Origin of the sequence: Sediminicola sp. YIK13 (assembly GCF_001430825.1) — a bacterium.
In the GTDB taxonomy this organism is placed as follows: domain Bacteria; phylum Bacteroidota; class Bacteroidia; order Flavobacteriales; family Flavobacteriaceae; genus Sediminicola.
In genome coordinates this window covers 2339710-2362399 of sequence record NZ_CP010535.1, presented here as the reverse complement: position 1 = coordinate 2362399, position 22690 = coordinate 2339710, and the positions used below count along the sequence as shown (strand labels likewise).

General features: G+C 41.9%; 24 protein-coding genes. 4 read left to right on the top strand and 20 right to left on the bottom strand.

The annotated features are described in order from the left end of the window. Positions 1-26: 26 nt before the first annotated feature. The 5 genes from SB49_RS10475 to SB49_RS10455 all read right to left on the bottom strand — a co-directional run bounded on the left by SB49_RS10475 (position 27) and on the right by SB49_RS10455 (position 7130). A complete protein-coding gene (locus SB49_RS10475) occupies positions 27-1184 on the bottom strand; it encodes an aminotransferase class V-fold PLP-dependent enzyme (protein ID WP_062056344.1) in 1158 nt (385 codons plus the stop codon). Between the two features lie 2 nt (positions 1185-1186). Beyond that, positions 1187-1828 carry a ligase-associated DNA damage response endonuclease PdeM gene (gene pdeM / locus SB49_RS10470; protein WP_062059105.1) on the bottom strand — a complete coding sequence of 214 codons (642 nt, stop codon included), beginning with the start codon at positions 1826-1828 and terminating at the stop codon, positions 1187-1189. Positions 1829-1978: 150 nt separating this feature from the next. Then, positions 1979-4444: a ligase-associated DNA damage response DEXH box helicase gene (locus SB49_RS10465; RefSeq protein WP_062056343.1), complete on the bottom strand. Its 2466-nt coding sequence runs from the start codon at positions 4442-4444 to the stop codon at positions 1979-1981. Then, the gene (locus tag SB49_RS10460) at positions 4437-6062 is read right to left on the bottom strand and encodes an ATP-dependent DNA ligase (protein WP_062056342.1); all 1626 of its coding nucleotides are present in this window, start codon (positions 6060-6062) and stop codon (positions 4437-4439) included. Before SB49_RS10460 ends, SB49_RS10465 begins: the two co-directional genes overlap by 8 nt. Positions 6063-6083: 21 nt before the next feature. After that, entirely contained in the window at positions 6084-7130 is a 1047-nt protein-coding gene (locus tag SB49_RS10455) for a ligase-associated DNA damage response exonuclease (RefSeq protein ID WP_062056341.1), read from the bottom strand. 178 nt (positions 7131-7308) lie between these two features. Here SB49_RS10455 and SB49_RS10450 point away from each other — a divergent pair, with 178 nt between their 5' ends. After that, on the top strand, positions 7309-7731 hold the full coding sequence (locus SB49_RS10450) for a tellurite resistance TerB family protein (RefSeq protein WP_062056340.1): 423 nt from the start codon (positions 7309-7311) through the stop codon (positions 7729-7731). A 42-nt stretch (positions 7732-7773) separates the two neighbouring features. On the opposite strand, the gene fbp is transcribed toward SB49_RS10450, so the two are convergent. Then, the gene (gene fbp, locus SB49_RS10445) at positions 7774-8781 is read right to left on the bottom strand and encodes a class 1 fructose-bisphosphatase (RefSeq protein WP_062056339.1); all 1008 of its coding nucleotides are present in this window, start codon (positions 8779-8781) and stop codon (positions 7774-7776) included. A 113-nt stretch (positions 8782-8894) separates the two neighbouring features. Between fbp and SB49_RS10440 the strand changes: the two genes are divergently transcribed. The 3 genes from SB49_RS10440 (at position 8895) to SB49_RS10430 (ending at position 12580) form a co-directional block, all read left to right on the top strand. Beyond that, positions 8895-9380 (top strand): GNAT family N-acetyltransferase, encoded by a 486-nt coding sequence (locus SB49_RS10440; protein ID WP_062056338.1) that lies wholly within the window; start codon positions 8895-8897, stop codon positions 9378-9380. A gap of 36 nt (positions 9381-9416) precedes the next feature. Continuing rightward, positions 9417-10667, top strand: coding sequence for an aspartate kinase (locus SB49_RS10435; protein WP_062056337.1), 1251 nt, complete (start codon positions 9417-9419; stop codon positions 10665-10667). Between the two features lie 86 nt (positions 10668-10753). Then, complete coding sequence (locus tag SB49_RS10430; protein ID WP_062056336.1) at positions 10754-12580, top strand: GNAT family N-acyltransferase; 1827 nt, start codon at positions 10754-10756, stop codon at positions 12578-12580. A gap of 53 nt (positions 12581-12633) precedes the next feature. On the opposite strand, the gene SB49_RS10425 is transcribed toward SB49_RS10430, so the two are convergent. The 14 genes from SB49_RS10425 to SB49_RS10360 form a co-directional block, all read right to left on the bottom strand. After that, positions 12634-13122, bottom strand: coding sequence for a GNAT family N-acetyltransferase (locus SB49_RS10425; RefSeq protein ID WP_062056335.1), 489 nt, complete (start codon positions 13120-13122; stop codon positions 12634-12636). A gap of 10 nt (positions 13123-13132) precedes the next feature. Next, on the bottom strand, positions 13133-13624 hold the full coding sequence (locus tag SB49_RS10420) for a DUF6428 family protein (RefSeq protein ID WP_062056334.1): 492 nt from the start codon (positions 13622-13624) through the stop codon (positions 13133-13135). 11 nt (positions 13625-13635) lie between these two features. After that, complete coding sequence (locus SB49_RS10415; protein WP_062056333.1) at positions 13636-13959, bottom strand: ArsR/SmtB family transcription factor; 324 nt, start codon at positions 13957-13959, stop codon at positions 13636-13638. 82 nt (positions 13960-14041) lie between these two features. Next, positions 14042-14737, bottom strand: coding sequence for a TM2 domain-containing protein (locus SB49_RS10410; RefSeq protein WP_335337874.1), 696 nt, complete (start codon positions 14735-14737; stop codon positions 14042-14044). A gap of 51 nt (positions 14738-14788) precedes the next feature. Next, complete coding sequence (locus SB49_RS10405) at positions 14789-15175, bottom strand: VOC family protein (protein WP_062056332.1); 387 nt, start codon at positions 15173-15175, stop codon at positions 14789-14791. 10 nt (positions 15176-15185) lie between these two features. Beyond that, positions 15186-15554 carry a hypothetical protein gene (locus SB49_RS10400; RefSeq protein ID WP_062056330.1) on the bottom strand — a complete coding sequence of 123 codons (369 nt, stop codon included), beginning with the start codon at positions 15552-15554 and terminating at the stop codon, positions 15186-15188. 23 nt (positions 15555-15577) lie between these two features. Beyond that, positions 15578-16453 carry a DUF2911 domain-containing protein gene (locus SB49_RS10395; RefSeq protein WP_062056328.1) on the bottom strand — a complete coding sequence of 292 codons (876 nt, stop codon included), beginning with the start codon at positions 16451-16453 and terminating at the stop codon, positions 15578-15580. Between the two features lie 62 nt (positions 16454-16515). Further along, positions 16516-17451: a 2-hydroxyacid dehydrogenase gene (locus SB49_RS10390; RefSeq protein ID WP_062056326.1), complete on the bottom strand. Its 936-nt coding sequence runs from the start codon at positions 17449-17451 to the stop codon at positions 16516-16518. An 8-nt stretch (positions 17452-17459) separates the two neighbouring features. After that, positions 17460-17825, bottom strand: a complete 366-nt coding sequence (locus SB49_RS10385) for a cupin domain-containing protein (protein WP_062056324.1) — start codon at positions 17823-17825, stop codon at positions 17460-17462. Positions 17826-17926: 101 nt separating this feature from the next. After that, positions 17927-19282 (bottom strand): magnesium transporter, encoded by a 1356-nt coding sequence (gene mgtE / locus SB49_RS10380; RefSeq protein ID WP_062056322.1) that lies wholly within the window; start codon positions 19280-19282, stop codon positions 17927-17929. Next, positions 19269-20144, bottom strand: coding sequence for a 16S rRNA (adenine(1518)-N(6)/adenine(1519)-N(6))-dimethyltransferase RsmA (gene rsmA / locus SB49_RS10375; RefSeq protein ID WP_062056320.1), 876 nt, complete (start codon positions 20142-20144; stop codon positions 19269-19271). The genes mgtE and rsmA overlap by 14 nt, the downstream gene beginning before the upstream one ends. Before the next feature lie 20 nt (positions 20145-20164). Then, positions 20165-20482 carry a gamma-glutamylcyclotransferase family protein gene (locus SB49_RS10370; RefSeq protein ID WP_062056318.1) on the bottom strand — a complete coding sequence of 106 codons (318 nt, stop codon included), beginning with the start codon at positions 20480-20482 and terminating at the stop codon, positions 20165-20167. Positions 20483-20494: 12 nt separating this feature from the next. Continuing rightward, the gene (locus SB49_RS10365; protein ID WP_062056316.1) at positions 20495-20806 is read right to left on the bottom strand and encodes a DUF4286 family protein; all 312 of its coding nucleotides are present in this window, start codon (positions 20804-20806) and stop codon (positions 20495-20497) included. Between the two features lie 16 nt (positions 20807-20822). Continuing rightward, positions 20823-22607, bottom strand: coding sequence for a tetratricopeptide repeat protein (locus SB49_RS10360; RefSeq protein WP_062056314.1), 1785 nt, complete (start codon positions 22605-22607; stop codon positions 20823-20825). Positions 22608-22690: the final 83 nt, after the last annotated feature.

Here is a 22690-nt window from a genome sequence, read left to right as displayed (position 1 = left end):
CTTGCGCTATCATGAAAAGGATATGTTTAGAAGGGGTTAAAACAGGAGAGGAACTTATCAAAATCTTCTTTCTGATTGTAAACATTGGGCGAAACCCTAATAGCTTTCCCACGGTAGGATACAAAAATGTTGTGCTCGTGTAACCGTTGTTTTATGTTTCGCACTTCCCTTTCCCTTTCCTTGGGTAGGTAAACCCCAAAGAGGTGCTGGCCCCTAAAGTCATTCTCTTCGATAAAACAGTTTTGCTCACGTAATTTATCCAAAGCATCTTCTGAAATAAACCGACAATATTTCTGGATTCTTACTGGCTGCCATTGTATGAGTTGTTCCAAGGCATTGATGAGCATGGGGACCATAATAAAATTGCTGGATTCCCCAACTGAATACCGTCCCGCATGGGGTTGATATTCGTCGTGATATTGGGTCAATTGGGTGAAATCTTCGCAGTGCAGTTTGTTCATCCAATTATCCTCCAAGGGTTTCCCATCGTTAAAGACATCACTATAATAGGCAACACCCAAGGAGTAAGGTCCCATTAGCCATTTGTAACCTCCACAGATCAAGGCGTCTGGTTGCAATTCTTTTACCGAAAAAGGGAGGGCGCCAATGCTTTGGGTGCCATCAATGATAAGGAGCGCACCCACTGTTCGCGTTTTCTCCCGCACCGATTTAAGGTCAAATTTAGTGCCGTCTGCCCAATGTACATGGGCCATGGCCACAAGTGCTGTTTTATGGGTAATGGCATTTAGGATGGCTTCATTCCAAAGTCTCCCGCGATCCTTAAATCCGCGGGGAGGCTGAATAATTTTTATATGGGCCCCATAGGTTTCTGCCAGGCGTCTCCACGTATATACATTACTGGGAAACTCTTCGTCCACCAAAATTATCTCATCCCCGGCCTTTAACGTTATATTATTGGCAACGGTAGCTGTACCATAGGAAACAGAAGGAATAATGGCGATATTTTGATAGTTGGGAGCTTCAATTAGTGCCGCAAAACGCTTTTTTAGGACTACCCTTTGTGTGAAAAAATCGGCTGGACTAATGGAGTAGGGTCGGCTTTTCTTTTTGAGGTTGGCCATGCCGATTTCCTCTGTGCTTTTTAATTGGGGAGACATATAGGCACCGTTTAAATAGGTGATATTGTCTTCGAGACTGAACAAATGTTTTTGGCTGGTAAGCATCTCTAATGGTTTGCCACTAAAATAACCTCATTTTTTGTAATGGCGTACACTTCGTCCTCTTTAGTAGGTGTTAAAATATGCGTGCCGGTAAATTCTCCAAAGGCCGGAAGTATCATTTGGTTTTCCCTCTTAAAAAAACAGGGTAATTTAAGTCGTTGTCGGCCCAGTCCTTTTAGTTTGACAGCGGGATGGATGTGCCCCGAGAAATTAAAAAAACCATCTCTTTCTTCTGGGTGGTGGGTGAGCAAAAAAGGAGGGAGTAAAATTTCCTGTATGGTTTCTATGCCGATCCCTTCATATTTTAAGGGGGAGATAATGTCGTGATTGCCCATCACCAAAATAATTTTTGATGTTTGTTCACCTATCCAGGCCTCAAATAGCTGCCATTCGCTATTTAAATGGGAATGGAATAGATCCCCCAAAAAACAAATGGTCATTGGCTTAAATTTCACCACAATTTCCGTGAGCAATTCAAAGTTCTTTTCTATAGCCTTTTGGGGTATGGCCGCTCCATGTTTTCTAAAGTGGGAGACCTTTCCCAAATGCACATCACTTACCAAAAGCATATCTTGTTCCTGCCAAAAAAGAGCTCCCGTGCTATGGAGTGTAATATGCTGATCCTGAATTTGAATATGTTGTGTCATGGAATGTTTGATACCTACAAAACTACTACTAAAAGGAAAATAAACCTCCTCTTTCACCTGATTTACGTCGGAATTTATTCTCCTACTTGAACAAGGAGGAGAGCCTTTTTATTCCTGTCTTCCTAAGGGAATGCCTAAAGGGCCAAGGGGTCATTTCTTCATTAACTTGGCCGTCATTTTTTTGATCCTATCAGCTAGCTTTTCGCTAGATAGTTTTTCCCTAAGTCGGTCTGTTATAATAGGGAAGGAGAAGGGGGTAGGCTTTTCGCAATCTTTCCAAATTATCTTTTGATCTTCTATACGTTCCAATGCCAATCTCAAGCGACCTTCCTCCAATTGGTGCTCAAAAGTCTCGGTGAATGCCTGTTGGAACAGTAAGTTGTCTGCCTCATAATCCCTGAAAACATCAAATAGAAGTTGGGAACTACTTTGAAGGTGCTTCATTTTAATACCCTTATCGGGATATCCTGTGAATACCATACCACTGATCACGGCAATATCCCTAAATTTTCTCCTTGCCATTTCCGTGGCGTTCAGACTTTTTTGCAAATCGTCCAAAAGGAAATCAGCACTGAAAAGATCGTTGTCCAAGACCTGCTGCATATCGATCTCTTGGTCCGATAGTAGCTCAAATCCATAATCGTTAAAGGCTATGGAAAAGGTTGCCGGGGACAAAAGACTGATGCGATAGGCCAAGAGGCTGCCCATAGCTTCATGGACGAACCGACCCTCAAAAGGATAAAAAATATGGTGGTACCCATCTCTTGTCTTGAAGGTTTCGATAAGAAATTCATCTGGTTTGGGAACCATGCTCTCCAAGTTTTGCCGCTCAAAAATAGTCTCCAGGGCTTTCATTTCTTTGGAGAGTTTGGCAGTTGGTACATTGGCAGTGTATAACTCTTCTCTTAGGAGTTCTGACATCTGGGCGGAAAAACTCATTCTTCCCCCCATCCAACTAGGGACTTTTTTGGTTTTTTTGGACGAATTGCGCACATGTACCTGCATATCCTTTATGCGGATAAATTCCAGGTTTCTTCCTGCAAAGGTAAATACGTCACCTTGGGTGAGCTTGGAGATAAAAAACTCTTCTATGGAGCCTATATATCCCCCTTTTTGATACTTGACAATTAAATTGGCATCTCCCACAATGGTTCCAATTTGAAAACGATGCCGCATGGCAACGGCTCTGCTATTTACCTTGAATCTGCCATCCTCTTCAATCTCCACTTTTTTATACTCGTCATAGGTTTGAAGGCTTTGGCTTCCGAGTACAATAAAGTTCAACAACCATTGCCACTGTTCTTTGGAAATGGCCTGAAAACAAAAGGTCTCACTAATTTCCTTGTAGATCTCATCGGGAAAAAACCCATCAGAAACTGCCAAGGTAGTGAGGTATTGCACCAAGACGTCATAACTATTGAGATAGGGCAAACGATCTTCCACTACCTGCTCTTTTACCGCCCTTTGCAGTGCCGAAGCTTCTATGAGTTCCATGGCGTGGGTGGGTAAAAAATAGATAACACTTTCTTCCCCAGGTCTATGGCCACTGCGCCCTGCCCGTTGTAAAAATCGGGCAACCCCTTTTGGCCCTCCTATCTGGATCACTGTTTCTACGGGGGCAAAATCCACACCTAGGTCCAGGCTAGATGTGCATACCACAGCTTTAAGGCTTTCATTTCGGATGGCTTGCTCAACCCACAGACGGGTCTCCTTATTGATGCTCCCATGGTGCATTGCTATTTCGCCGGCATATTCCGGATGCAGATGTAGGATTTTTTGGAACCAAATTTCACATTGGCTTCGGGTATTGGTAAACAGCAAGGTGGTTTTACTCGCATTGATGATGGGTACCACTTCCTCCAATAAATGCAGTCCCAAATGTCCCCGCCACGGAAACGTTTCCATTGTTTTGGGAATAATGCTTTTCACCGTTATTTTTTTGTTCAGCTTCGCCTTGATCAGAACTGAATTTCCCTGAATCTCTTCATTGGTGCCCAAAAGCACCTCCCTTGCCTGTTCCAAATTCCCTATGGTGGCCGAAATACCCCAAATTCGAATTTTTTTGGAGACCGTTCTTAATCTGGAGAGTGCCAGTTCCATTTGAACCCCTCTTTTGGTGCCCAACAGTTCGTGCCACTCATCCACAACAATGGCAGAACAGTTCTTGAACATCTTGTCATAGCCCTTGGAGGCCAGTAATAGTTGTAAACTTTCAGGGGTAGTAATAAGGAGGTCCGGCATGTTTTTTTTCTGCTGCACCCTCTCCTTGTTTGAGGTATCCCCAGAACGAATGCCCACCGTAAAATTCGTCCCCAAGTCCTTGGATACCCGTTCCGCTGATTGGAGGATCTCTTGGGATAGCGCCCTGAGCGGTGTTATCCAAATGGCTTTAAGGCCTTTTTTGTGTTGGGTCTGGTAATCTGGATTGTTTTTAATGTAATTGAGGACAATGGGGAACCATAGGGCATAGGTTTTTCCACTGCCCGTGGGAGCATTGAGGAGGCCATGTTTGCCTTGTAAAAAGGCCTTCCAGGTGTCTTTTTGGAATTTAAAAGGAGTCCAGCCTTGTTGTGAAAACCATTCCTCGGCTATGTTGTAAAGTTGCTCTCTAGTCATGGTTACTTATTGGGCCTGGAATTAATGCCTTTAAATCTACGAGTGTGTTGGCCTCTTCTATTTTTTTGTCTTTTCGCCACCTTAAAATACGGGGGAATCTCGTTGCAACCCCACTTTTATGTCTTTTGGAAATGGCAATACCCTCAAAGGCTATTTCAAAAACCTGATGCGGTGTTACGCTGCGCACAGGCCCAAAGCGTTCCAGGGTATTTTTTTTGATCCATGCGTCTATCTTTCTGAATTCTGCATCGGTAAGTCCGGAGTAGGCCTTGGCAAAGGTGACCAGTTCCTTTTCGCCTTTTTCATTTTGATCCCAAAGCGCAAAGGTATAATCGGTAAAGAGGTTGCTTCGTCTACCATGGCCTCGCATGGCGTAGGTTAGCACGGCATCTATGGTTAGCGGGTCTACTTTCCATTTCCACCAATCGCCCTTTTTTCGCCCAACTAGGTAAGGGGACTCTTTGCGTTTGAGCATTAAACCTTCACTTTTAACTTCTCTGGAGCGTTCCCTTTCTTGGGCTAGCTCATCCCAATGGGAGAACTCCATCGTCTCCGATAATTGGAGGGGTAGGTCTGTATTTTCTACAAGGGGCCGCACCAGGGCCTCTAAAATTCTTCTCCTTTCGGAAAAGGGTATTTTTCTAATATCCTCTCCTTCCCATTCCAATATATCGTATACTTTTATAATGACGGGTGTTTTTTTGAGCAACGCCTTGGAAATAGTCTTTCTGCCTATCCTGGTCTGGAGATCATTAAAAGTCCCGATATCGCCATTTGGGAAAGGTAGGATCTCACCATCCATAACGGTTCCATTGGGTATTTCTCCAACGAAGGAATGGAACTCGGGATATTTGTCGGTTACCAATTCTTCTCCGCGGCTCCAGACAAATAGTTCATCATTTCTAACAATGACCTGAGATCGGATGCCATCCCATTTATGCTCCACGTACCAGTTTTCAATAGCACCTAAATTATGAGGGGTATCTTCTAGGGCATATGCCAGGTAGAAGGGGAAGGGTTTGGATAGATAATCGCTTTTGTTTTCTTCCAAAACCAATTTTTGAAAGGAGATGGTACTGGGGTCCCAGTTCCCCATTAATTTGTAAGCCAAAATATCCTCGTCCAGTTCAGTGGCCTTGGCAAGTGCCTTGGTCATTAATTTCTGACTGACCCCAATGCGGAATCCGCCGGTGATCAATTTGGTAAATACAAAACGTTCATAATAGTCCATTGTCTTCCAATTCTGAAAGAGATAGGCCTTTTTTTCCGATTCGGACTTTGCTTTTAGCGCTAACATTTCCTCAAGGAACTGGGTTAGGCTTTTGTCAGTTTTAATAGAGGAGGAAGGGATGACCAGTGCGATGGTTTCGGCCAGATCCCCTACAATATGATAGCTTTCCTCGAAGAGCCACAACGGGATATTGGAAAGCTCAGAGGCCCATTGACGTAGCAGGGTAGTGTTCACCGGCCTAGGGGGCCTGCGATGGGATAGGATGGCGATGGTCCACACCTTGTCCCTATCCTGTGCCTCTTCAAAATAGGCTGTTAATGCAGCCACTTTAAGGTTGGTCTTGTTGGTGCTGTCCAGGGTTTTTATAAGTTGGGCAAATTTCTTCATTAGCTAAATACCTGTCTGACTCTATTCTTTTACCGCAAGTTGTTTCAGGTTTCCTTCCTCTACCTCTTGATAATTAAGCTCTGACAATTCGCCTTCATATTGGGTTTGTTCAGTACGCGCGTCATACCCCAACTCTCTTAAATATCTAGAAAATAGGTCTGTGTAACCATGGGTGCATATGATTTTTTCAGCCCCGGTGGACTTAATGCTATCCAATAATTGCTGAAAATCGCAATGGTCACTTAACACAAAACCCCTATCTATGGCCCTTCTTCTTCGGGCCCCTCTAAATGCCATCCATCCACTGGCGGAGCCTGTGACAAAAGGCACCATTTTTCTGATCCATGGGCTGCCATGCACGCTAGGTGGGGCCAAAACTATATTTCCGGCCAGTTCGTCCTTTTTGGTGTCCTTGGTTATTAGAGTAGTGGGAGGGAAATGGACCAAAGGTCTTAGGACCTCCGTCATGTTTTCTATGGCTCCATGGGTGTATATCTTTCCTATATCCGTATCCAAGTATTTTAAGAGTCGTTGTGCTTTTCCAAGACTGTAGCCAAAAAGCACCGAGGTTTTTCCGTCGGCCCTGTTTAATGCCCACCAATTGTTGATGTCCTTAAAGACTTCTTGTTGTGGCGTCCATTTAAAAGCAGGAAGGCCAAAAGTGCATTCGGTAATAAAAGTATCGCATTTTACTACTTCATAAGGAGTGGAGATCCCATCATCCTCAGTCTTATAGTCGCCAGTAAAGACCCAAACTTCTCCTTGGTGTTCTACCCGGATTTGGGAAGACCCAATAATATGCCCAGCGGGATGTAGGCTAAATTTGACATTATTGATTAGGAAGGTTTCTCCCCACTCTTTTCCGGCAACGGTAATGTCCCCCAACCGGTGTTTAATGATAGGGACATTATGGTGGTGTGTAATGTATTTTTTATGGCCGTACCTGCTGTGATCTGCATGTCCATGAGAAATAATGGCATGGTCCACAGGCTTCCAAGGATCAAGGTATACCTTGGCAGCACTGCAATAGATACCCTTACCCGTAAATTGTAGAAGAGGTTTATTCATAGCAACGGAAAGTTACGAATTTCTTTTGTTTCTTCTTCTCGTTTTAAGCAATTGCTTGCCAGGTTGATCGAGTGGGCTAAAAAGCGATTTTAGCGGGGATCTGTTAAAATAATTGTGCCATTTTTAAACCGATGATTTTTAAAAAATATATCTTTGTTCTTACTAAAAAAAGTAAAGTATGTCTTTTGTAGATTTATATGATAATAGCGAGCATAGGAAGAATCTAGCTCATTTTGCAGCAATTGCCTCATTGGCCGCTATAGATGGGGAGATCAACCCAGAAGAAGTTGAGTTGTTGAACCGTTTTGCCCTAAAATTGGACGTAACCGAGTTGGAATATGAGGAGGTCATGAATAAACCTACCATATATCCTATTGATCCTCCAACCTCTTCCGAAAGGCGTTTGGAGCGCTTGTTCGACCTTTTTAGGATGATTTTTGTGGATCATATGATTGATGAAGATGAGCTTGCCTTAATTAAAAAATATGCCATTGGTCTGGGGTACAACACCGAAACTGCCAATAAAATAATAGCTAGGTCAATTGATATCTTCCAAGGTAAAATATCTTATGAAGACTATGTTTATCTACTTAAAAAGTAGAATAGGAGTATAATTTAAAAGGGGGCAAATGCCCCCTTTTTTTTATGGTTTTAATGCCATAAACTCTTCTGCTTTCTCTACCATTTTACGGCTTCCACAGAAAAAGGGCACCCGTTCGTGCAATTCTGTTGGTTCAATTTCCATTATTCGTCTATACCCATCACTGGCCTTACCGTTGGCCTGTTCTGCCAAATATGCCATAGGGTTGCATTCGTAGAGCAAACGCAATTTTCCATTTTGGGCCACGCTGCTTTTGGGATACATATAAATACCACCTTTGATCATGTTTCTATGGAAATCCGATACAAGGGAACCAATATATCTGGAAGTATAAGGCCGGTCATCCTCCTCTTTTTGACAATATTTGATGTAATCTTTTACCCCTTGTGGAAAATGGATGTAATTTCCTTCATTAACGGAATAGATCTTCCCGGTTTCAGGAAACTCCATGTTGGGGTGCGACAGGTAAAAGGTCCCAATAGCGGGGTTCAAAGTAAAGCCATTTACCCCATTACCCGTTGTGTAAACGAGCATAGTGGATGTTCCATAAACAATATACCCTGCTGCTACCTGGTTTTTTCCAGGTTGTAAAAAATCTTCTATGGTCACAGGAGTTCCCACGGGAGTAATTCTTCGATAGATAGAAAAAATTGTCCCCACCGATACGTTCACGTCTATATTGGAAGAACCGTCCAAGGGGTCTATAAGTACTACATATTTATTTTGATTCTGTTTGTCATTGCTATTGACCCTGATAAAGTCGTCCTCTTCCTCAGAGGCAATCCCACAAACAATCTCCCTGTTCTTTAGGGCCTGAATAAATTTTTCATTGGCTAAGACGTCCAATTTTTGTTGATCTTCACCTTGGATATTGGTGTCACCTGCTGCTCCTAAAATATCTACTAAACCGGCTTTGTTCACTTCATGGTTCACTACTTTGGCGGCAAGTCGTATAGCATTAATAAGCTTGGAAAGTTCCCCGGATGAATACTGAAAGGCCGATTGGTGCTCTATAATAAACTCCCCAAGAGTCTTATTCTTTTTGTCCATGTAAAAAGGTTGTGTTATTTGGGTACAAATATCGAACATTTTGTGAAACTACAACGATTTCGCTAAGGTTTAGTTTTTTAAATTTATAACTTTGTGTTTTATTTGTAACAATTATGAGCGACTTCAAAATTAGGAATGCGAAAGCAGATGATATGGGTAGGGTTTTACAACTTATTAATGAGTTGGCGAAATTCGAAAAAGAGGAAAATGCAGTAGAGGTAACAGATGAAGATTTGATCAGGGATGGTTTTGGTGAGAAAAAGTTGTTCCATTGTTTTGTAGCAGAATCCAACGGGAAGATTGAGGGAATGGCTTTGGTTTATCCGAGGTATTCTACTTGGAAGGGGCCAACCGTACATTTAGAGGATCTTATTGTGACCGAAAAAATGAGGGGTAGTGGTCTTGGTACTGCTCTTTTAAACGAGGTAGTTTCTTACGGTCATCAGTTAGGTGTAAAACGCATCAACTGGGAGGTTTTGGATTGGAACGAGCCCGCCATTAATTTTTACGAAGCCAAAGGGGCAGATGTGAAACGAGATTGGGATGTGGTACATTTGGATGAGCAGGGAATACGCAATTACATAAATAATATAAAATAGGTCTATAACTGGATATTAAAGTTGAAAAGTTAAGGTATGAGGATTTTCAAATTTGGAGGAGCATCGGTTAAGGATGCAGATGGCGTAAAAAATGTGGTTAATGTCCTAAAGGAGGTAGGGCATGAAAACACTTTACTGGTTATTTCGGCAATGGGGAAGAGCACCAATGCCATGGAAGACGTGGTCAATGCCTATTTTAAGGATAAGGCTGCTTTGTCTTCGGCAATTCATGAAGTGGTAAAGTACCATAACGATATCATAATGGATCTGTTTGAAAACGAAAACCACCCAATATACGGGAAGGTTAAAGCGCTTTTTGAAGAGGTACAGGGATTTTTGGCGTGGAACAAATCCCCAAAATACAGCTTCGTCTATGATCAAGTCGTGGGGTATGGAGAAATAGTTTCCAGTACCATTGTGAGTGCTTATTTCAATGAGGTGGGGATTACCAATAATTGGTTGGACGTTAGAGATTTTATAAAAACCGATGATAATTATAGAGATGCCACAGTAAACTGGGAAGGAACCCAGAAAAAGGTAACCGAGGGTATCGATAGATCGAGGCTAAACATTACCCAGGGGTTTTTGGGAAGTGATGAAAACAATTTTACTACCACCTTGGGGAGGGAAGGATCCGATTATACGGCGGCTATCTTGGCGTATTGCATAAATGCCACAGAGGTTACCATTTGGAAGGATGTTCCCGGAGTGCTCAATGCAGATCCGCGATATTTTGAAAATGCACGATTATTGAACAACATTTCCTACAGGGAGGCCATAGAACTCGCTTTTTACGGAGCGTCGGTCATTCACCCCAAGACCTTACAGCCATTGCAGAGAAAGGAAATCCCCCTAAAGGTTAAATCCTTTTTAAATCCCAAAGATCCAGGGACAACGGTAGGCAAAGGAATTGGTATTGAGCCAGAGGTGCCTTGTTTTATCGTCAAGAAAAATCAGGTGTTGATGAAATTATCATCCTTGGATTTTTCCTTTATCGTAGAGGACAGTATCAGTGAGCTTTTTAAACTTTTGCATGACCATAGAATGAAGGTGGACCTTATACAAAACTCGGCCATTAGCTTTTCTGTCTGTGTGGACAACAAGTTCGGAAGGTTACAGGACCTTTTGGATTTACTAAAAAGTAGGTTCAAGGTCGTCTATCACGAAGGAGTCTCCTTGTACACCATTAGACATTTTGATGCAGAATCTATTTTATCCCTTCAAAATGGGAAGGAAATCTTGTTGGAACAAAGGGGAAAAGAGACGGTGCAATTGGTAGTAAAGTAATGGGATAGAAGGTTGGGGCGAGGATTTTGTAAGGTGTTTCAGCTTGCTTTTCCCTATATTTACAGTGACCAATTTTTAAATAAACTATGGGCCTTGTAACCGCAAAGGAGGTAGCGAAAGCTATTCGTATTGATAAATATGGCGTTTTAGGTACTTTCATGGGATGGTTCCTAATGAAAGTCACCAGACTATCTAGCATCAATGAATTTTATAAAGACCACAAACATTTAGAGGGCACCGCCTTTCTGGATGCCATTCTGGAACATTATCAGATCAAATTTGAGATACCCGAGGAAGATTATAAACGTCTGCCCAAGGATGGGGCATATATTACCATCAGCAACCATCCCTTAGGGGGTATTGATGGGGTGCTGTTATTGAAATTATTGTTGCAGCACCGTGAGGATTTTAAGATTATCGCTAATTTTTTATTGTACCGTATAGAGCCAATGGCGCCTTATATCATGCCGGTCAATCCTTTTGAAAACCACAAAGATGCCAAAAGCAGTATTGCCGGATTTAAAAGTGCCATGGGCCATTTACGGGATGGGCATCCCTTGGGGATATTTCCGGCAGGGGAAGTCTCCACGTATAGGGATGGTAAGTTAATTGTGGATAAGCCGTGGGAGGAGGCTGCCTTAAAACTCATCAGAAAGGCTGGAGTACCAGTAGTTCCCATATATTTTCATGCCAAAAATAGTAGGATGTTCTATCACTTGTCCAGAATCAGTGACATTTTTAGAACTGCAAAACTACCTTCGGAGGTAACCACACAAAGAAATAGGGTGATCAAAGTAAGAATAGGGCACCCCATTTCCGTTGCAACCCAAAACGAACAAGAGAGCCTTGAAGAATTTACCGATCTCTTGAGAAGAAAGACCTATATCCTTTCCAATGCTTATGAAAGGGAGAGTCTATTGGATAAAGTACCCACTACATTGAAGATCCCAAAGGCTCCTAAAAAGATTGCCACCGCAGTGCGTACCGAGGTCATACAAGAGGAAATAGAACGCCTAAGGGAAAAGGACTGCAGGTTGTTGCAGAGTAAGAATTACGAGGTATTTCTGGCAACTGCCAAGGACATGCCCTTTATTTTACAAGAAATAGGAAGACAAAGGGAAGTGACCTTTAGGGCCATAGGGGAAGGGACCAATAAATCTATTGACCTGGATAGTTTTGATGAATATTACCACCACCTATTTTTATGGGACGATGAAGAAAAGGCCATAGTCGGGGCCTATAGGATGGGGATGGGCTCTGAAATTTTTGATAAGTACGGGATCAATGGGTTTTATTTACAGGATCTATTCCGTTTAGAACCTGAGCTTTATGAGATGATGCGGCAGTCCATTGAAATGGGTCGCGCGTACATCACTAAGGAATACCAACAAAAACCAATGCCCTTGTTCTTGTTATGGAAGGGTATTGTGCATACTACCCTGCGCTATCCAGAACACAAGTATCTTATAGGAGGGGTAAGCATTAGCAACCAATTTTCTAATTTCTCCAAATCCCTGATGATAGAGTTTATGAAATCTAACTATTGGGATCCTTATGTGGCCCAATATATTAGGCCTAAAAAGGAATTTAAGGTGAAACTGAACGATGCCGATAAGGAATTTGTTTTTGATGAAACCCAGGCAGATTTAAATAAATTCGACCGACTGATTGATGAGGTAGAGCCAGGAGCATTACGCTTGCCGGTGCTGATAAAAAAATACATCAAACAAAATGCCAAGGTGATCGCCTTTAATGTAGATCCCTTGTTCAACAATTCTGTGGACGGCTTAATGTATATCAAGATTGCCGATCTCCCGGAGAGTACCGTAAAACCTGTTATGGAAGAGTTTCAAGCAGAATTGGAACGAAAATTGGCAGAATCCCAACAAAATGGAGATATCTCTTTGGATTGAGTAAAAAAATAGGATAAGGAAAAGCCCAAGTAGATCTACTTGGGCTTTTCTTTTTAAACACCTACTTTATTACTTCGTCTCTCAAATAAGACGTTGTCTTTCCAAACACCATATAGCTGTGCTACCCTTTCCCTATGACCTATTTTTCTAAATCCCAGTTTCTCATGTAGGATAATACTTCCTTTATTATCTGGAAATATGCCCGATTGTAGGGTCCAATATCCAGCTGCCTCGCTTTCAAGGATCAGGTGTTGCAATAATAACTTCCCAACACCAAGGCCCCTACTTTTAGACCCCACGTAAACACTTACCTCTGCCACACCACCATATACACAGCGGCCCGATACAGGGGAAAGGGCCGCCCAACCCACTATTTTCTGGTCATGAACGGCAACCAACCTGCAAGTGGTCAGATGATTTTTGTCCCAATGTTCATAAGTGGGCACCTCAGTTTCAAAGGTCGCGTACCCCGTGGCTATTCCCTCGGCATAGATAGATGCTACTTCCGGCCAATCTGAAGGGATCATTTTTCTGATCTCCATTGTATATGTATTAGCAGCAACCGCTTCCTGGGGCACAGGAATTGGTGGTATGTTCTGACACAGACACTTCAGGGACGCCACAGGTTTCTTTTGCCTTACAGTCGGTCTTTTCTACACCCAAATGCAGGAGCAGTGTATCAGCTTCGACGGAATGGTCATTGACGAACAATTGGGCGGTATGGAATTGAGAATTGCTATATTCAAATTTTACCTCCGCGTCCTTTACCATGGGCTTAATACGGTCTACCTTGGAGAGAATGCCCATGGCTTTGTATGCCGACATATACTCCGTCTTGTCTTTTTCGGTCGGACTCTCCCAGAGTTGTATGATGGTTTCTTTCCAATAATCTGTTCCGGCACCGCAATCCACAGAATCTATAGTGATATTCTTTATTTCGGTGATGTGATAATTGGCTCCAACGTTCTTGCCTGGTTGATATTCAAATACAAGGCTCTTGTTGGGATGTTCCCTAAGAAGGGATAGGAATTCTGAAGTTTTCATAAGCTTAAGGATTAACAGCAGTTGGCCTGCGTGGTATTAAAAAAACTGTTTAGTTGTGATTGGATTTCGTTCCATTTGTTCAAATCGATGCAGTAGCATACCGTTTTCCCCTCTACTTCCCCCTTTAATAGCCCGATGCTCTTAAGCTCCTTAAGGTGTTGGGAAATGGTGGGTTGTGCCAAACCAATTTCTTCCACAATATCATTACAGATACATGATTGTTGTCGGCTGATATATTGAATAATGGCTATACGTGCCGGGTTGGACAATACTTTAAAAATAGTGGCCAACTCATTTTGAGCCGTAGTGAATATCTGAGTCTTTGTTGTACCCATAACATATTTATATATTGCAATATTACGATAATAAAATTAATTAAAAAAGTCGAGATGTGATTTCTCGACTTTTTTCTTGTTTTTAAAACCAGGGTTTACGGCCTACTTGGTAGGTGTTATAGAAATCTTCATCTGTCTTTGTCAGGTAGATAATTCCTTCTATGATTCCAACTATCCACGTTGCCAAAATTATAAAACTTCCGAAGAACAAGCATGTTGTTGCATATCCAAATATCGAAATCACCAAAAGAATAATTCCTTCTTTTTGATATCCTAAAATGAATTTATGAATACCTAAATGACCAAAAATAATAGCTAAAATACCTGCCAATATTTTTTTATTCTCCCCTCCGGCACTCTTTAGGCCCTCGGAAAATTCGTGGGCAGTTTTTTTGGCCCCTTCCTTAAATTCATGTGTGCTTTCCTTTGCCTCTTCTTTGAAATCCTCAGCAGACTTTTTGGCCTCCTCAAAAGTCTCTTTAGCACCCTGCTTAAATTCCTTTGCTGTTTCCTTGGCTTCCTTTTTTACGTCCTCGGCCTTTTTTTTGGCATCGTCAAAAGCTTCCTTCGCCTCTTCCTTTATCTTGGAAGTCTTTTTTTCTGCTTTGGCTCCAGTGGCCTTAGCTGTTTTTTTAGCGGCATCGGCAGATTTTGTTGTTTTGCTTTTAGCTTTTGTTACTTTCTTTTTAGCTGTTTCTCCAGTTTTTTTGGCAGCCTTTTTGGCATCCTCCATGGATTTTTTGGCCTTATCCCCTAGATCTTGGTTTTCTTCTGACATGTTTAGTTAGTATTGATTTTTGGTCTTCTAAATGTAGTAATTATTTCATTATCAAAGAAATGCTTTATCTACGGGCTCCCATAGTTCCAATTTATTGCCTTCCGGGTCTAGGATCCACCCGAACTTACCATATTCATATTCTTCTATTTCACCTACAATGGTGACCCCCTCCTTTTTCAAGACCTCCAATAGCTCTACGAGATTTTCTACCCTAAAATTCATCATAAATTGTTTTTTGCTGGGCTCGAAATATTTGGTGTCCTCCTTCATCGGACTCCACTGGGTAGAACAATCTTTCCCTTTCTTATCCTTCCACCAAAAGGTACATCCATATTGATCCGTATTTAGGCCCAAATGGGTGTTGTACCATTTTTTGATGCCATCTGGATCTTTAGTTTTAAAGAAAAAGCCTCCTAGACCTGTAACTCTTTTTTTCATGGGTGTTGATTTAAATTAGATTGTCTTTTCTATATAATTGCACGCCTAGGGAAACCATGTTACTCAATTCATTTATCAATGCATCATCCATCTTTTTGAAGTGAAAGCAACTTTTTCCTTTAAGGCATTTTTGCATGGCCTGCGAAAGTGTTTCAAATTGCTTGGGATGTGTATATATGGGAAAAAAATAGAAGCGTATGTCTTTGGGTTTGGGTACTACACTCGCAAAGTAAAAACCATCCACCTTTTGTTTCCCCTGCATGACCGGCTTTGTACCGCATACCTCAAACATTTCATGAGATTCCTTGCGCACTCGAAGAGGAGGCACAAAGGATTTTAAAAGGAGGTGCAGTTTTTGTTGTATTTCCTGTAATTCCATTCCTTTATGACAATGGTCTTTTTCTATTTTAGAGATTGAATCAGTTTTTCGTTCAGCCTTACATAATCCATGTTTTTTCCAATTCGTGCCAATTCCATGGATTTCTCAGCGGTCTCTATGGCGCTTTTTTTGTCACCCATCTTTGCCAATATTTTGGCTTTCACATGGTATACCCAATACTGCTCTTCCTCGCTTCCATCAATGGCCTTGTCTATCCATTGTAGGGCCAGTTTTGGGTCTCTGTCCGTGTCGTAATAATAGGAGGCTCCATAAAAGTAGCTCACTGTATTTTCTGGGATGCCATCTATTAATTGGGTTCTGATATCTTCCATGACCTTGCCTTCAACATCCGATTCTATGCTGAACATAGCTTTGGTGTGTTCCCATTTCAGATTGAGGTTCGCCGAATTGGTGGTGAAGTCCGAAAAGCTTATGGTAAAGGTTTCGTAGTGGCTGCTGGGATGTTTTACAGGTACCTCAAATCGAAGTTGGTCTTCTTTGGGATCATAGCCCAGGGCTCCCCACCAGCTGAGGTTCTTACTTAATATTATCGTTGCTGTCTCTTCTGTGAAAATGGTGTACAAGGCATATTCCCCTGCAGGTACAGCATTGCCATTGAGTTTTACATCTTCACTGAAACTTATTTTGGTGGAAGCATTGGCACCCGTTCGCCAGACTTCGTTATAGGGGATAAGGTTTCCCGCTACTTGTCTTCCTTTGGCACTAGGTCTGGAATAAACCACCTTCACCTCAGAAAAGCCGACCGGACCTTTTATTTCAAAGGTTGGGCTGGGGGCAGGCATCGCAATTTGTCCAATAGTTCCCAGATGCCAAAATGAGATTAGGATTAAAAGCCCAACACTTTTTAGTTTGTTGATTTTTATGAATTGTGATTTCATTTCCTTGGTTTTGGTTCGTTGGTATTAAATTTACACGAAATTTTTCGAACCAAGGAATCAGTCTAGCTAAATTGTTTCTTTATCTTATCTACTATGGTTTGAGCCAGTTTTTCCTTGCTTTCTACTGTCCAACCAGCAACATGGGGGCTCAGCAAAACATTTTCGGCCTTGATAAGGTATTCAAAGGCTGCCGGCATATCCTTGGTAAAGAGCTGTTCAAAGGACGATTTCTCATATTCAAGGACATCTAGACCTGCTCCTAGTATTTTTCCGGATTTGAGTGCAGCGACCAAATCTTGTGTAACGACACTTTTACCCCTGGCCGTATTCAAAAACCAAATAGGCTTATAGAACCCATTGATAAACTCCGAGTTGATCATGCCCATGGTCAATGGTGTTTGAGGCGTATGCAAACTTATTATATCAGCTCGCTGACGCAGTTCCATAATCCCCACCTGCCTGGCATTTTTATCTCCCACGCCTCCTAGAATATCGTAACAGATGACCTCCACATCAAAGCCAGAGAGTTTTTTGGCAAAAGCCTTTCCCATATTTCCATAACCAACGATGCCCACAGTTTTACCATCCAATTCAACACCTCGGTTACCCTCCCTGTCCCAAATGCCTTTACGGACTTCCAAATCGGCCTTATTTAATTTGTTGAAAAGCGCCAACAGCATACCCAAGGTATGTTCGCCAACAGCATTCTTATTTCCCTCGGGGGCGGAGGCAAGATAGATCTCTTTATGTTTGGCATATTCCACATCTATATTTTCCAAGCCTGCTCCAACGCGACCTATAAATTTTAAATTGGTGGCCTTATCTAAAAAGGTTTGGTCAATGGTAAACCTACTCCTTATGATAATGCCATCATAGGAACTTATTTTTGCCTCTATCTCCTCCTTGCTGGAGGTGTAGTCGGTTTCGTTTGAGTACCCTAATTCTTCTAGGCCTTTCGCCAAAATCTCGTGGTTGCTATCTAAATGGAGAACTTTCATATGCTGTTTTAAATCTTTGGATAATCTGTTTGTGTCTTTTCGTGTGTTACATTCCCGGTATGCGCTGTGGTGGCTTTCTCGAAAAGAAGTACTTGTACCTCCTCATTGTCTTTGGTCATAGGGTTGTGTTCCACTCCCTTTGGGACCACAATGATTTCCCCTTCCCTGACCACTTCTGTTCTATCTCTAAATTGCACATACAAGGTGCCTTTGAGTACTTGGAACAGTTCGTCTTCCTTTTCATGCGCATGCCAAACAAACTCACCTTGTAGCTTGGCCAAAAGTACTTGCATATCATCTACCATGGCAATCTGATGAGGATGCCATTGTTTGGTGAATTCTGCGTGTTTTTTCAGTAGATTGATAGGTTTCATGCTTGTTCTATATCTTAAGGTTGGCCATAAATGCACTAGGGATTGGAGCTAGCTACCATGTAGCGCGCAAAGCCCGTCACCAACATGGTTGGTGTAGTGCCCTAAAAATTTAAAAGCACCTTGGCGATGGAAAAATAGATAAGTATTCCCAAAACGTCGTTGCTGGTTGTGATAAACGGTCCCGTTGCAATGGCGGGGTCTATCCCTCTTTTATTTAGAAATATGGGAATAAACGTACCGATTAAGGCAGCATTGACGATTACAGTGACCAGGGCAATGCCCACGGTAAAGGATACCATATAAGAGGTGTTGAACCCAAAATGACTGATCAGTAAAAATATAAATGCCAATGCCAGGCCGTTGACCAAGCCCAATATCAATTCTTTTAAGAGACGCCCCCAAATTTCTCCTTTTATGGAATCGTTGGCGAGACCTTGGACTACGATAGCTGAGGATTGAACTCCCACATTACCTGCAGTTGCCTGCATTAGGGGAATAAAGGCCAATAAAATGGGAAATTTTATAAAAGCACCCTGAAATACGTTAATGATACTGGCTGCGCCAATACCGCCCATCATACCAATGAATAACCATGGCAAGCGTGCTTTTGTGAGTTCCCAAATACTGTCATCTGCCTCCACATCTTGGGAGATACCTGCAGCCATTTGGTAATCTTTTTCAGCCTCTTCCTTGATAACATCCACAATATCATCAATGGTGATCCGACCAACGAGTCGTCCTATTTCGTCCACTACAGGAATTGCCTCCAAATCGTATTTGGACATGATCTTGGCGACCTCTTCAGGTTTCTCATTGACGTTGACATAATCGACCTTTGGAATATATATATCTTTAATATGGGTCTTGGTTGACGTGGTCAAAAGATCTTTAAGGGAAAGTCTGCCTTTTAGTTTTTCTTCATCGTCCACCACGTAAATGGAGTGGACCCTGGTGACGTTTTCCGCCTGTGCCCGCATTTCCTTCACGCAGGTAAGAACGTTCCAGTTTTCGTTGACCTTGACCAATTCCTTAGCCATAAGTCCCCCAGCTGAATTCTCATCATAGCGTAATAGGTCTACAATGTCCTTGGCGTGTTCCTTGTCCTCCAGTTCAGAAATCACCCTTTGGACCATATCCTTGGGAAGTTCCCCAACAATATCCGCGGCATCATCCGTATCCAATTCATCGAGTTCTTCGGCAATTTCCTTGGCAGAAAGATTGCCTAAAATTGCCTCACGGATATCCTCGTCCAATTCTGTTAGAATGTCTGAGGTCTTATCACTGTCCAGCAATTTGATCAGGTAGGTGGCCTCATCATCATTAAGCTCGTTGATGATCTCAGCAATATCCGCATAATGGATATCCTCCAAAAGGGATGAAAGTTGAGTATCCTTCTGGTCTTCGATCAGCTGTTCTATCTCAGCTATAAGGTCATCGGTTAGCTTAAATGGTATCATGCTCTATCTTCTTTGTCAACGCAATAAAATCGGCCACAGCCAACTGTTCCGGTCTTTTGTCAAATATAGCATCTTCTTTTAGAATATCTGATAGCTCAAAGGTTTTTAAACTATTGCGAAGGGTCTTTCTACGTTGGTTGAAGGCGGTTTTTACCACTTTGTATAAAAGCTTTTCGTCACAATCCAGGTTCAGATCTTTTTTTCTGGTAAGTCTTAGTACTCCCGATTGTACTTTTGGTGGGGGATCGAAAACCTGTGGATGCACTGTAAACAAATATTCTGCATCGTAGTACGCCTGTGCCAGAACCGATAGGATACCATAGGCCTTACTTCCTTCTTTTTCACAGATCCGTTGGGCCACCTCTTTTTGGAACATTCCAGAAAACTCGGGAATCTGTTCCTTCATTTCCAGCATTTTAAAGACAATCTGGGTAGATATGTTGTAGGGGAAATTGCCCGTAATAGCGAATTGCTCTTTTCCAAAAATTGTGGAGAGGTCGTACTTGAGGAAATCGGCCTCCAATACCTTAAAACTGCGTTTTCGCTGCATCACCTTGTTGTGTTCTAAGGGAAAACTGTGATTGAGGTAGATGATGGATTCCTCATCCAGGTCCATGGCCACCAGATCAATATCTTTCTGAAGTAAGTACTTCGTTAGTACCCCGGTACCGGGACCAATTTCAATTACGTTTGTATACCCTTCGAAAGAAAGGGTATCCGCAATATCTTGGGCTATCTTTTCATCTTTAAGAAAGTGTTGCCCTAGATGTTTTTTCGCTTTTACAGGTCCCGTGTCCTTTTGGGAATCCTTTTTGTGGTTGGTAAAGTTAGGACTGTATTTTTTTCCTTTTTTTTTGGACATGGGACTGATTTGATTCGTAATTAAATGGAATTTTCCACATAAACCCAAGCTTTTTTGCCGGATGCTAAGGTAACCAATATTCTTTTGTAGGCTTCCCCTTCATAGGTGTCTGTATCTAAAAGTTCTTGAAATGTCAAGGTATAGCAAACACCATCTAAGCGGTCTTCAGGGGCACCTGTTTCATGGATGACCTTGTATCTGCCCATGATTTTTTTGTCGGACAATCTGTAACCATTTAAGCTGTCAGGCTCCCCAGATAGCTCTCTTCCAAATAGTTCCAATTGAATGTCGAGCTCCTGCAAGGTGCCATATGTAAATAGTAGGATAGTATCTTTCAAGAACTGTAATACCTAAAATTCACCTATAATTTCAAGCTCTGTGCGAAAAGCCACCATTTTATCGGCAAAAAGCTGTAATGATTTTTGTCGCATTACAGGGGCATCTTCTGTGTAGTATTTTGTCAATGTATTCTTGCTGTCCGTGGTATATTGAACGGAATAGGTGGAACCTCCCATTTGCTCTTCTACCAAGACCCTGCACATTTTTGCTTGGGTAAATTTTCCTGTGGCCAACATTTCAGGGATATGTGTTTTTTGCATCCAGGAAACCCATTGGTCGTGTACGGAGTCCTCAATATTGGTGGTAACATTATAAATATACATACATTAATTTTTTGAGTTAGTTTATGGCATCACCGCGGAGTATTCGATAATTTTTCCGTGCCAGCGGAAAGTAATAACTGTCCTGATAATCATAAATGATCTTTTCGTAATGCTCCTTCGCCTTTTCAGGTTCAAGGAGTTCGTTTTTATATAATTCGGCAAGGGCAAAATAGGCGTCATCTGCTAAAATGCCGTTACTGTAGAAGGTGATAATTTTTTGGTAATTGAATTTGGCCGCTTCATAATCCTTAAGGCCCTCCAGTAATTGCCCTTGCTTGAAAAGGGCTTCGTCCTCAATTTTTTCGCCTTTATGGTTTTCAAGGATGTCGTTCAATTCTGTAATGGCTTCCCTGGTTTTTTTTTGATAGGCCAATAGATCGGCTCTGGCGTATTTTTTTAGTGCAGTTTGGGTGGAATCTTCCAAGGAATTGTCTGAAATCAGAAGGCTAAGTTGCATGGCATCATTGGCAATAAGCTGGGAAGTGGAACTGCGCAATACCTTTAATTGGGTAAGGGCCCAATCAAAATCGCCCTTGTAAAAACTGGTCTGCGCCACCTTAAAACGTGCATCCTGGGCAAGCACGTCATTTTTAAGGTCCTTCTGAACTTGTGAGAAGTTTATCAGCGCTTCATTAAATTTTTGATTATATACCAGGATGTCCCCTAAGGCCATTTTTATATAGGCTGTTCCATATTTGTTCAACGGGAGTTCCAGGCATTTTTTGAGAATTGTAATGGCATCATCGGGCTGGTCCAATTTAAAGGTAAGGAAATTGGAATAGGCTATCTGTAATTGAAGAGACTGGCCATTATAGCCATAAGCTTCCATTAATTTTTGAAAGTTTTTATCGATAACCTCCAACTTTTTATCATCAGCTTCAATGAGGTCTATTTCTATAAGACTCAGCTCCGCGTTTAATTTAATACTACCCTCGTACCCATTACCCACGATATATTCAAATATGGTTTTGGCATCTTCCAGAGCTTGGTCTTCCATGGCCAGGGTCCCAAGACTCGCCAGGCGCTGTAAAGTGCCTCCGGGATCTCTTTTGTATATTGCTTTTTCCTGATTAAAGGCACTATTGTATTGTTTTTGCTGCACGAATAGCCAGCTTAAAAGTTCGTTCCAAAGGATGTCTGGATTTTTTTGGGCATTTTGGAGGAGGATGCGTTTTAGTTTTATGTTGTTTTCATTGGAGGGATCAGAAGAAATAAAATCATCTATATTTCTTAGGATATTGCTTTTGCTGGTACTTCCATTGCTGATAAGGGTTAAGTAGGATGCGTACATTTTTTCAATATCGCCCTGCTCGCCGTAGATCCGTGCCATTTGAAAGTTATAGTCCAATTTGGGATTCAGGGACATGGCTTTTGTAAATGCTTTTAGGGCATTGTCCAATAAAACATACTGTTGGAATTTGGAACCGATGACATAACCAAAATTGGGGTTTTCGTCAATTCGCTCCAAGGCCCTTTCATATTGTTCCGAGGCTAATTCAGAAAGCCCTTGTAAGTCATAATTATGGCCCAGTTCAATAAGGAGGGTAGGGTAGGTATTGCCTTTTTGCATACTTTGAAGCAAGTATTTCTCGGCTTCTTCATAGCGTTCCAATTGCTGGTAGGACGCAATAAGCCCTTCCAGAAAATCTGGACGTCTCGGATTTTTCTCCGCCAGTTTTTGATAATAGATCAGTGCCTTTTCAAAACTACCATCATTGAAATACTGCTTCGCCAAGAAATCATCCTGGGAATAGGAGTTCTGAAGGAAGAAAAGAGCAATTATTAGTAGAACCGGTCGCACTGTGGATTTTTATTCAAATATACCATAGAATATGGAAAGTTGGTGTTAAGGGGTTCTAAAACAAAAGCCCGAACTTATTGTAC

Bases quoted from the DNA above. Each gene is read 5' to 3' on its own strand.
- SB49_RS10410 (WP_335337874.1), bottom strand. From the start codon at position 14,737: ATGTCAGAAGAAAACCAAGATCTAGGGGATAAGGCCAAAAAATCCATG.
- SB49_RS10450 (WP_062056340.1), top strand. From the start codon at position 7,309: ATGTCTTTTGTAGATTTATATGATAATAGCGAGCATAGGAAGAATCTA.
- SB49_RS10475 (WP_062056344.1), bottom strand. From the start codon at position 1,184: ATGCTTACCAGCCAAAAACATTTGTTCAGTCTCGAAGACAATATCACC.
- rsmA (WP_062056320.1), bottom strand. From the start codon at position 20,144: ATGTCCAAAAAAAAAGGAAAAAAATACAGTCCTAACTTTACCAACCAC.
- SB49_RS10420 (WP_062056334.1), bottom strand. From the start codon at position 13,624: ATGAAAACTTCAGAATTCCTATCCCTTCTTAGGGAACATCCCAACAAG.
- SB49_RS10405 (WP_062056332.1), bottom strand. From the start codon at position 15,175: ATGAAAAAAAGAGTTACAGGTCTAGGAGGCTTTTTCTTTAAAACTAAA.
- SB49_RS10430 (WP_062056336.1), top strand. From the start codon at position 10,754: ATGGGCCTTGTAACCGCAAAGGAGGTAGCGAAAGCTATTCGTATTGAT.
- SB49_RS10435 (WP_062056337.1), top strand. From the start codon at position 9,417: ATGAGGATTTTCAAATTTGGAGGAGCATCGGTTAAGGATGCAGATGGC.
- SB49_RS10465 (WP_062056343.1), bottom strand. From the start codon at position 4,444: ATGACTAGAGAGCAACTTTACAACATAGCCGAGGAATGGTTTTCACAA.
- fbp (WP_062056339.1), bottom strand. From the start codon at position 8,781: ATGGACAAAAAGAATAAGACTCTTGGGGAGTTTATTATAGAGCACCAA.
- SB49_RS10455 (WP_062056341.1), bottom strand. From the start codon at position 7,130: ATGAATAAACCTCTTCTACAATTTACGGGTAAGGGTATCTATTGCAGT.
- SB49_RS10395 (WP_062056328.1), bottom strand. From the start codon at position 16,453: ATGAAATCACAATTCATAAAAATCAACAAACTAAAAAGTGTTGGGCTT.
- SB49_RS10425 (WP_062056335.1), bottom strand. From the start codon at position 13,122: ATGGAGATCAGAAAAATGATCCCTTCAGATTGGCCGGAAGTAGCATCT.
- SB49_RS10440 (WP_062056338.1), top strand. From the start codon at position 8,895: ATGAGCGACTTCAAAATTAGGAATGCGAAAGCAGATGATATGGGTAGG.
- SB49_RS10390 (WP_062056326.1), bottom strand. From the start codon at position 17,451: ATGAAAGTTCTCCATTTAGATAGCAACCACGAGATTTTGGCGAAAGGC.
- SB49_RS10415 (WP_062056333.1), bottom strand. From the start codon at position 13,959: ATGGGTACAACAAAGACTCAGATATTCACTACGGCTCAAAATGAGTTG.
- SB49_RS10460 (WP_062056342.1), bottom strand. From the start codon at position 6,062: ATGAAGAAATTTGCCCAACTTATAAAAACCCTGGACAGCACCAACAAG.
- SB49_RS10365 (WP_062056316.1), bottom strand. From the start codon at position 20,806: ATGTATATTTATAATGTTACCACCAATATTGAGGACTCCGTACACGAC.
- pdeM (WP_062059105.1), bottom strand. From the start codon at position 1,828: ATGACACAACATATTCAAATTCAGGATCAGCATATTACACTCCATAGC.
- SB49_RS10385 (WP_062056324.1), bottom strand. From the start codon at position 17,825: ATGAAACCTATCAATCTACTGAAAAAACACGCAGAATTCACCAAACAA.
- mgtE (WP_062056322.1), bottom strand. From the start codon at position 19,282: ATGATACCATTTAAGCTAACCGATGACCTTATAGCTGAGATAGAACAG.
- SB49_RS10400 (WP_062056330.1), bottom strand. From the start codon at position 15,554: ATGGAATTACAGGAAATACAACAAAAACTGCACCTCCTTTTAAAATCC.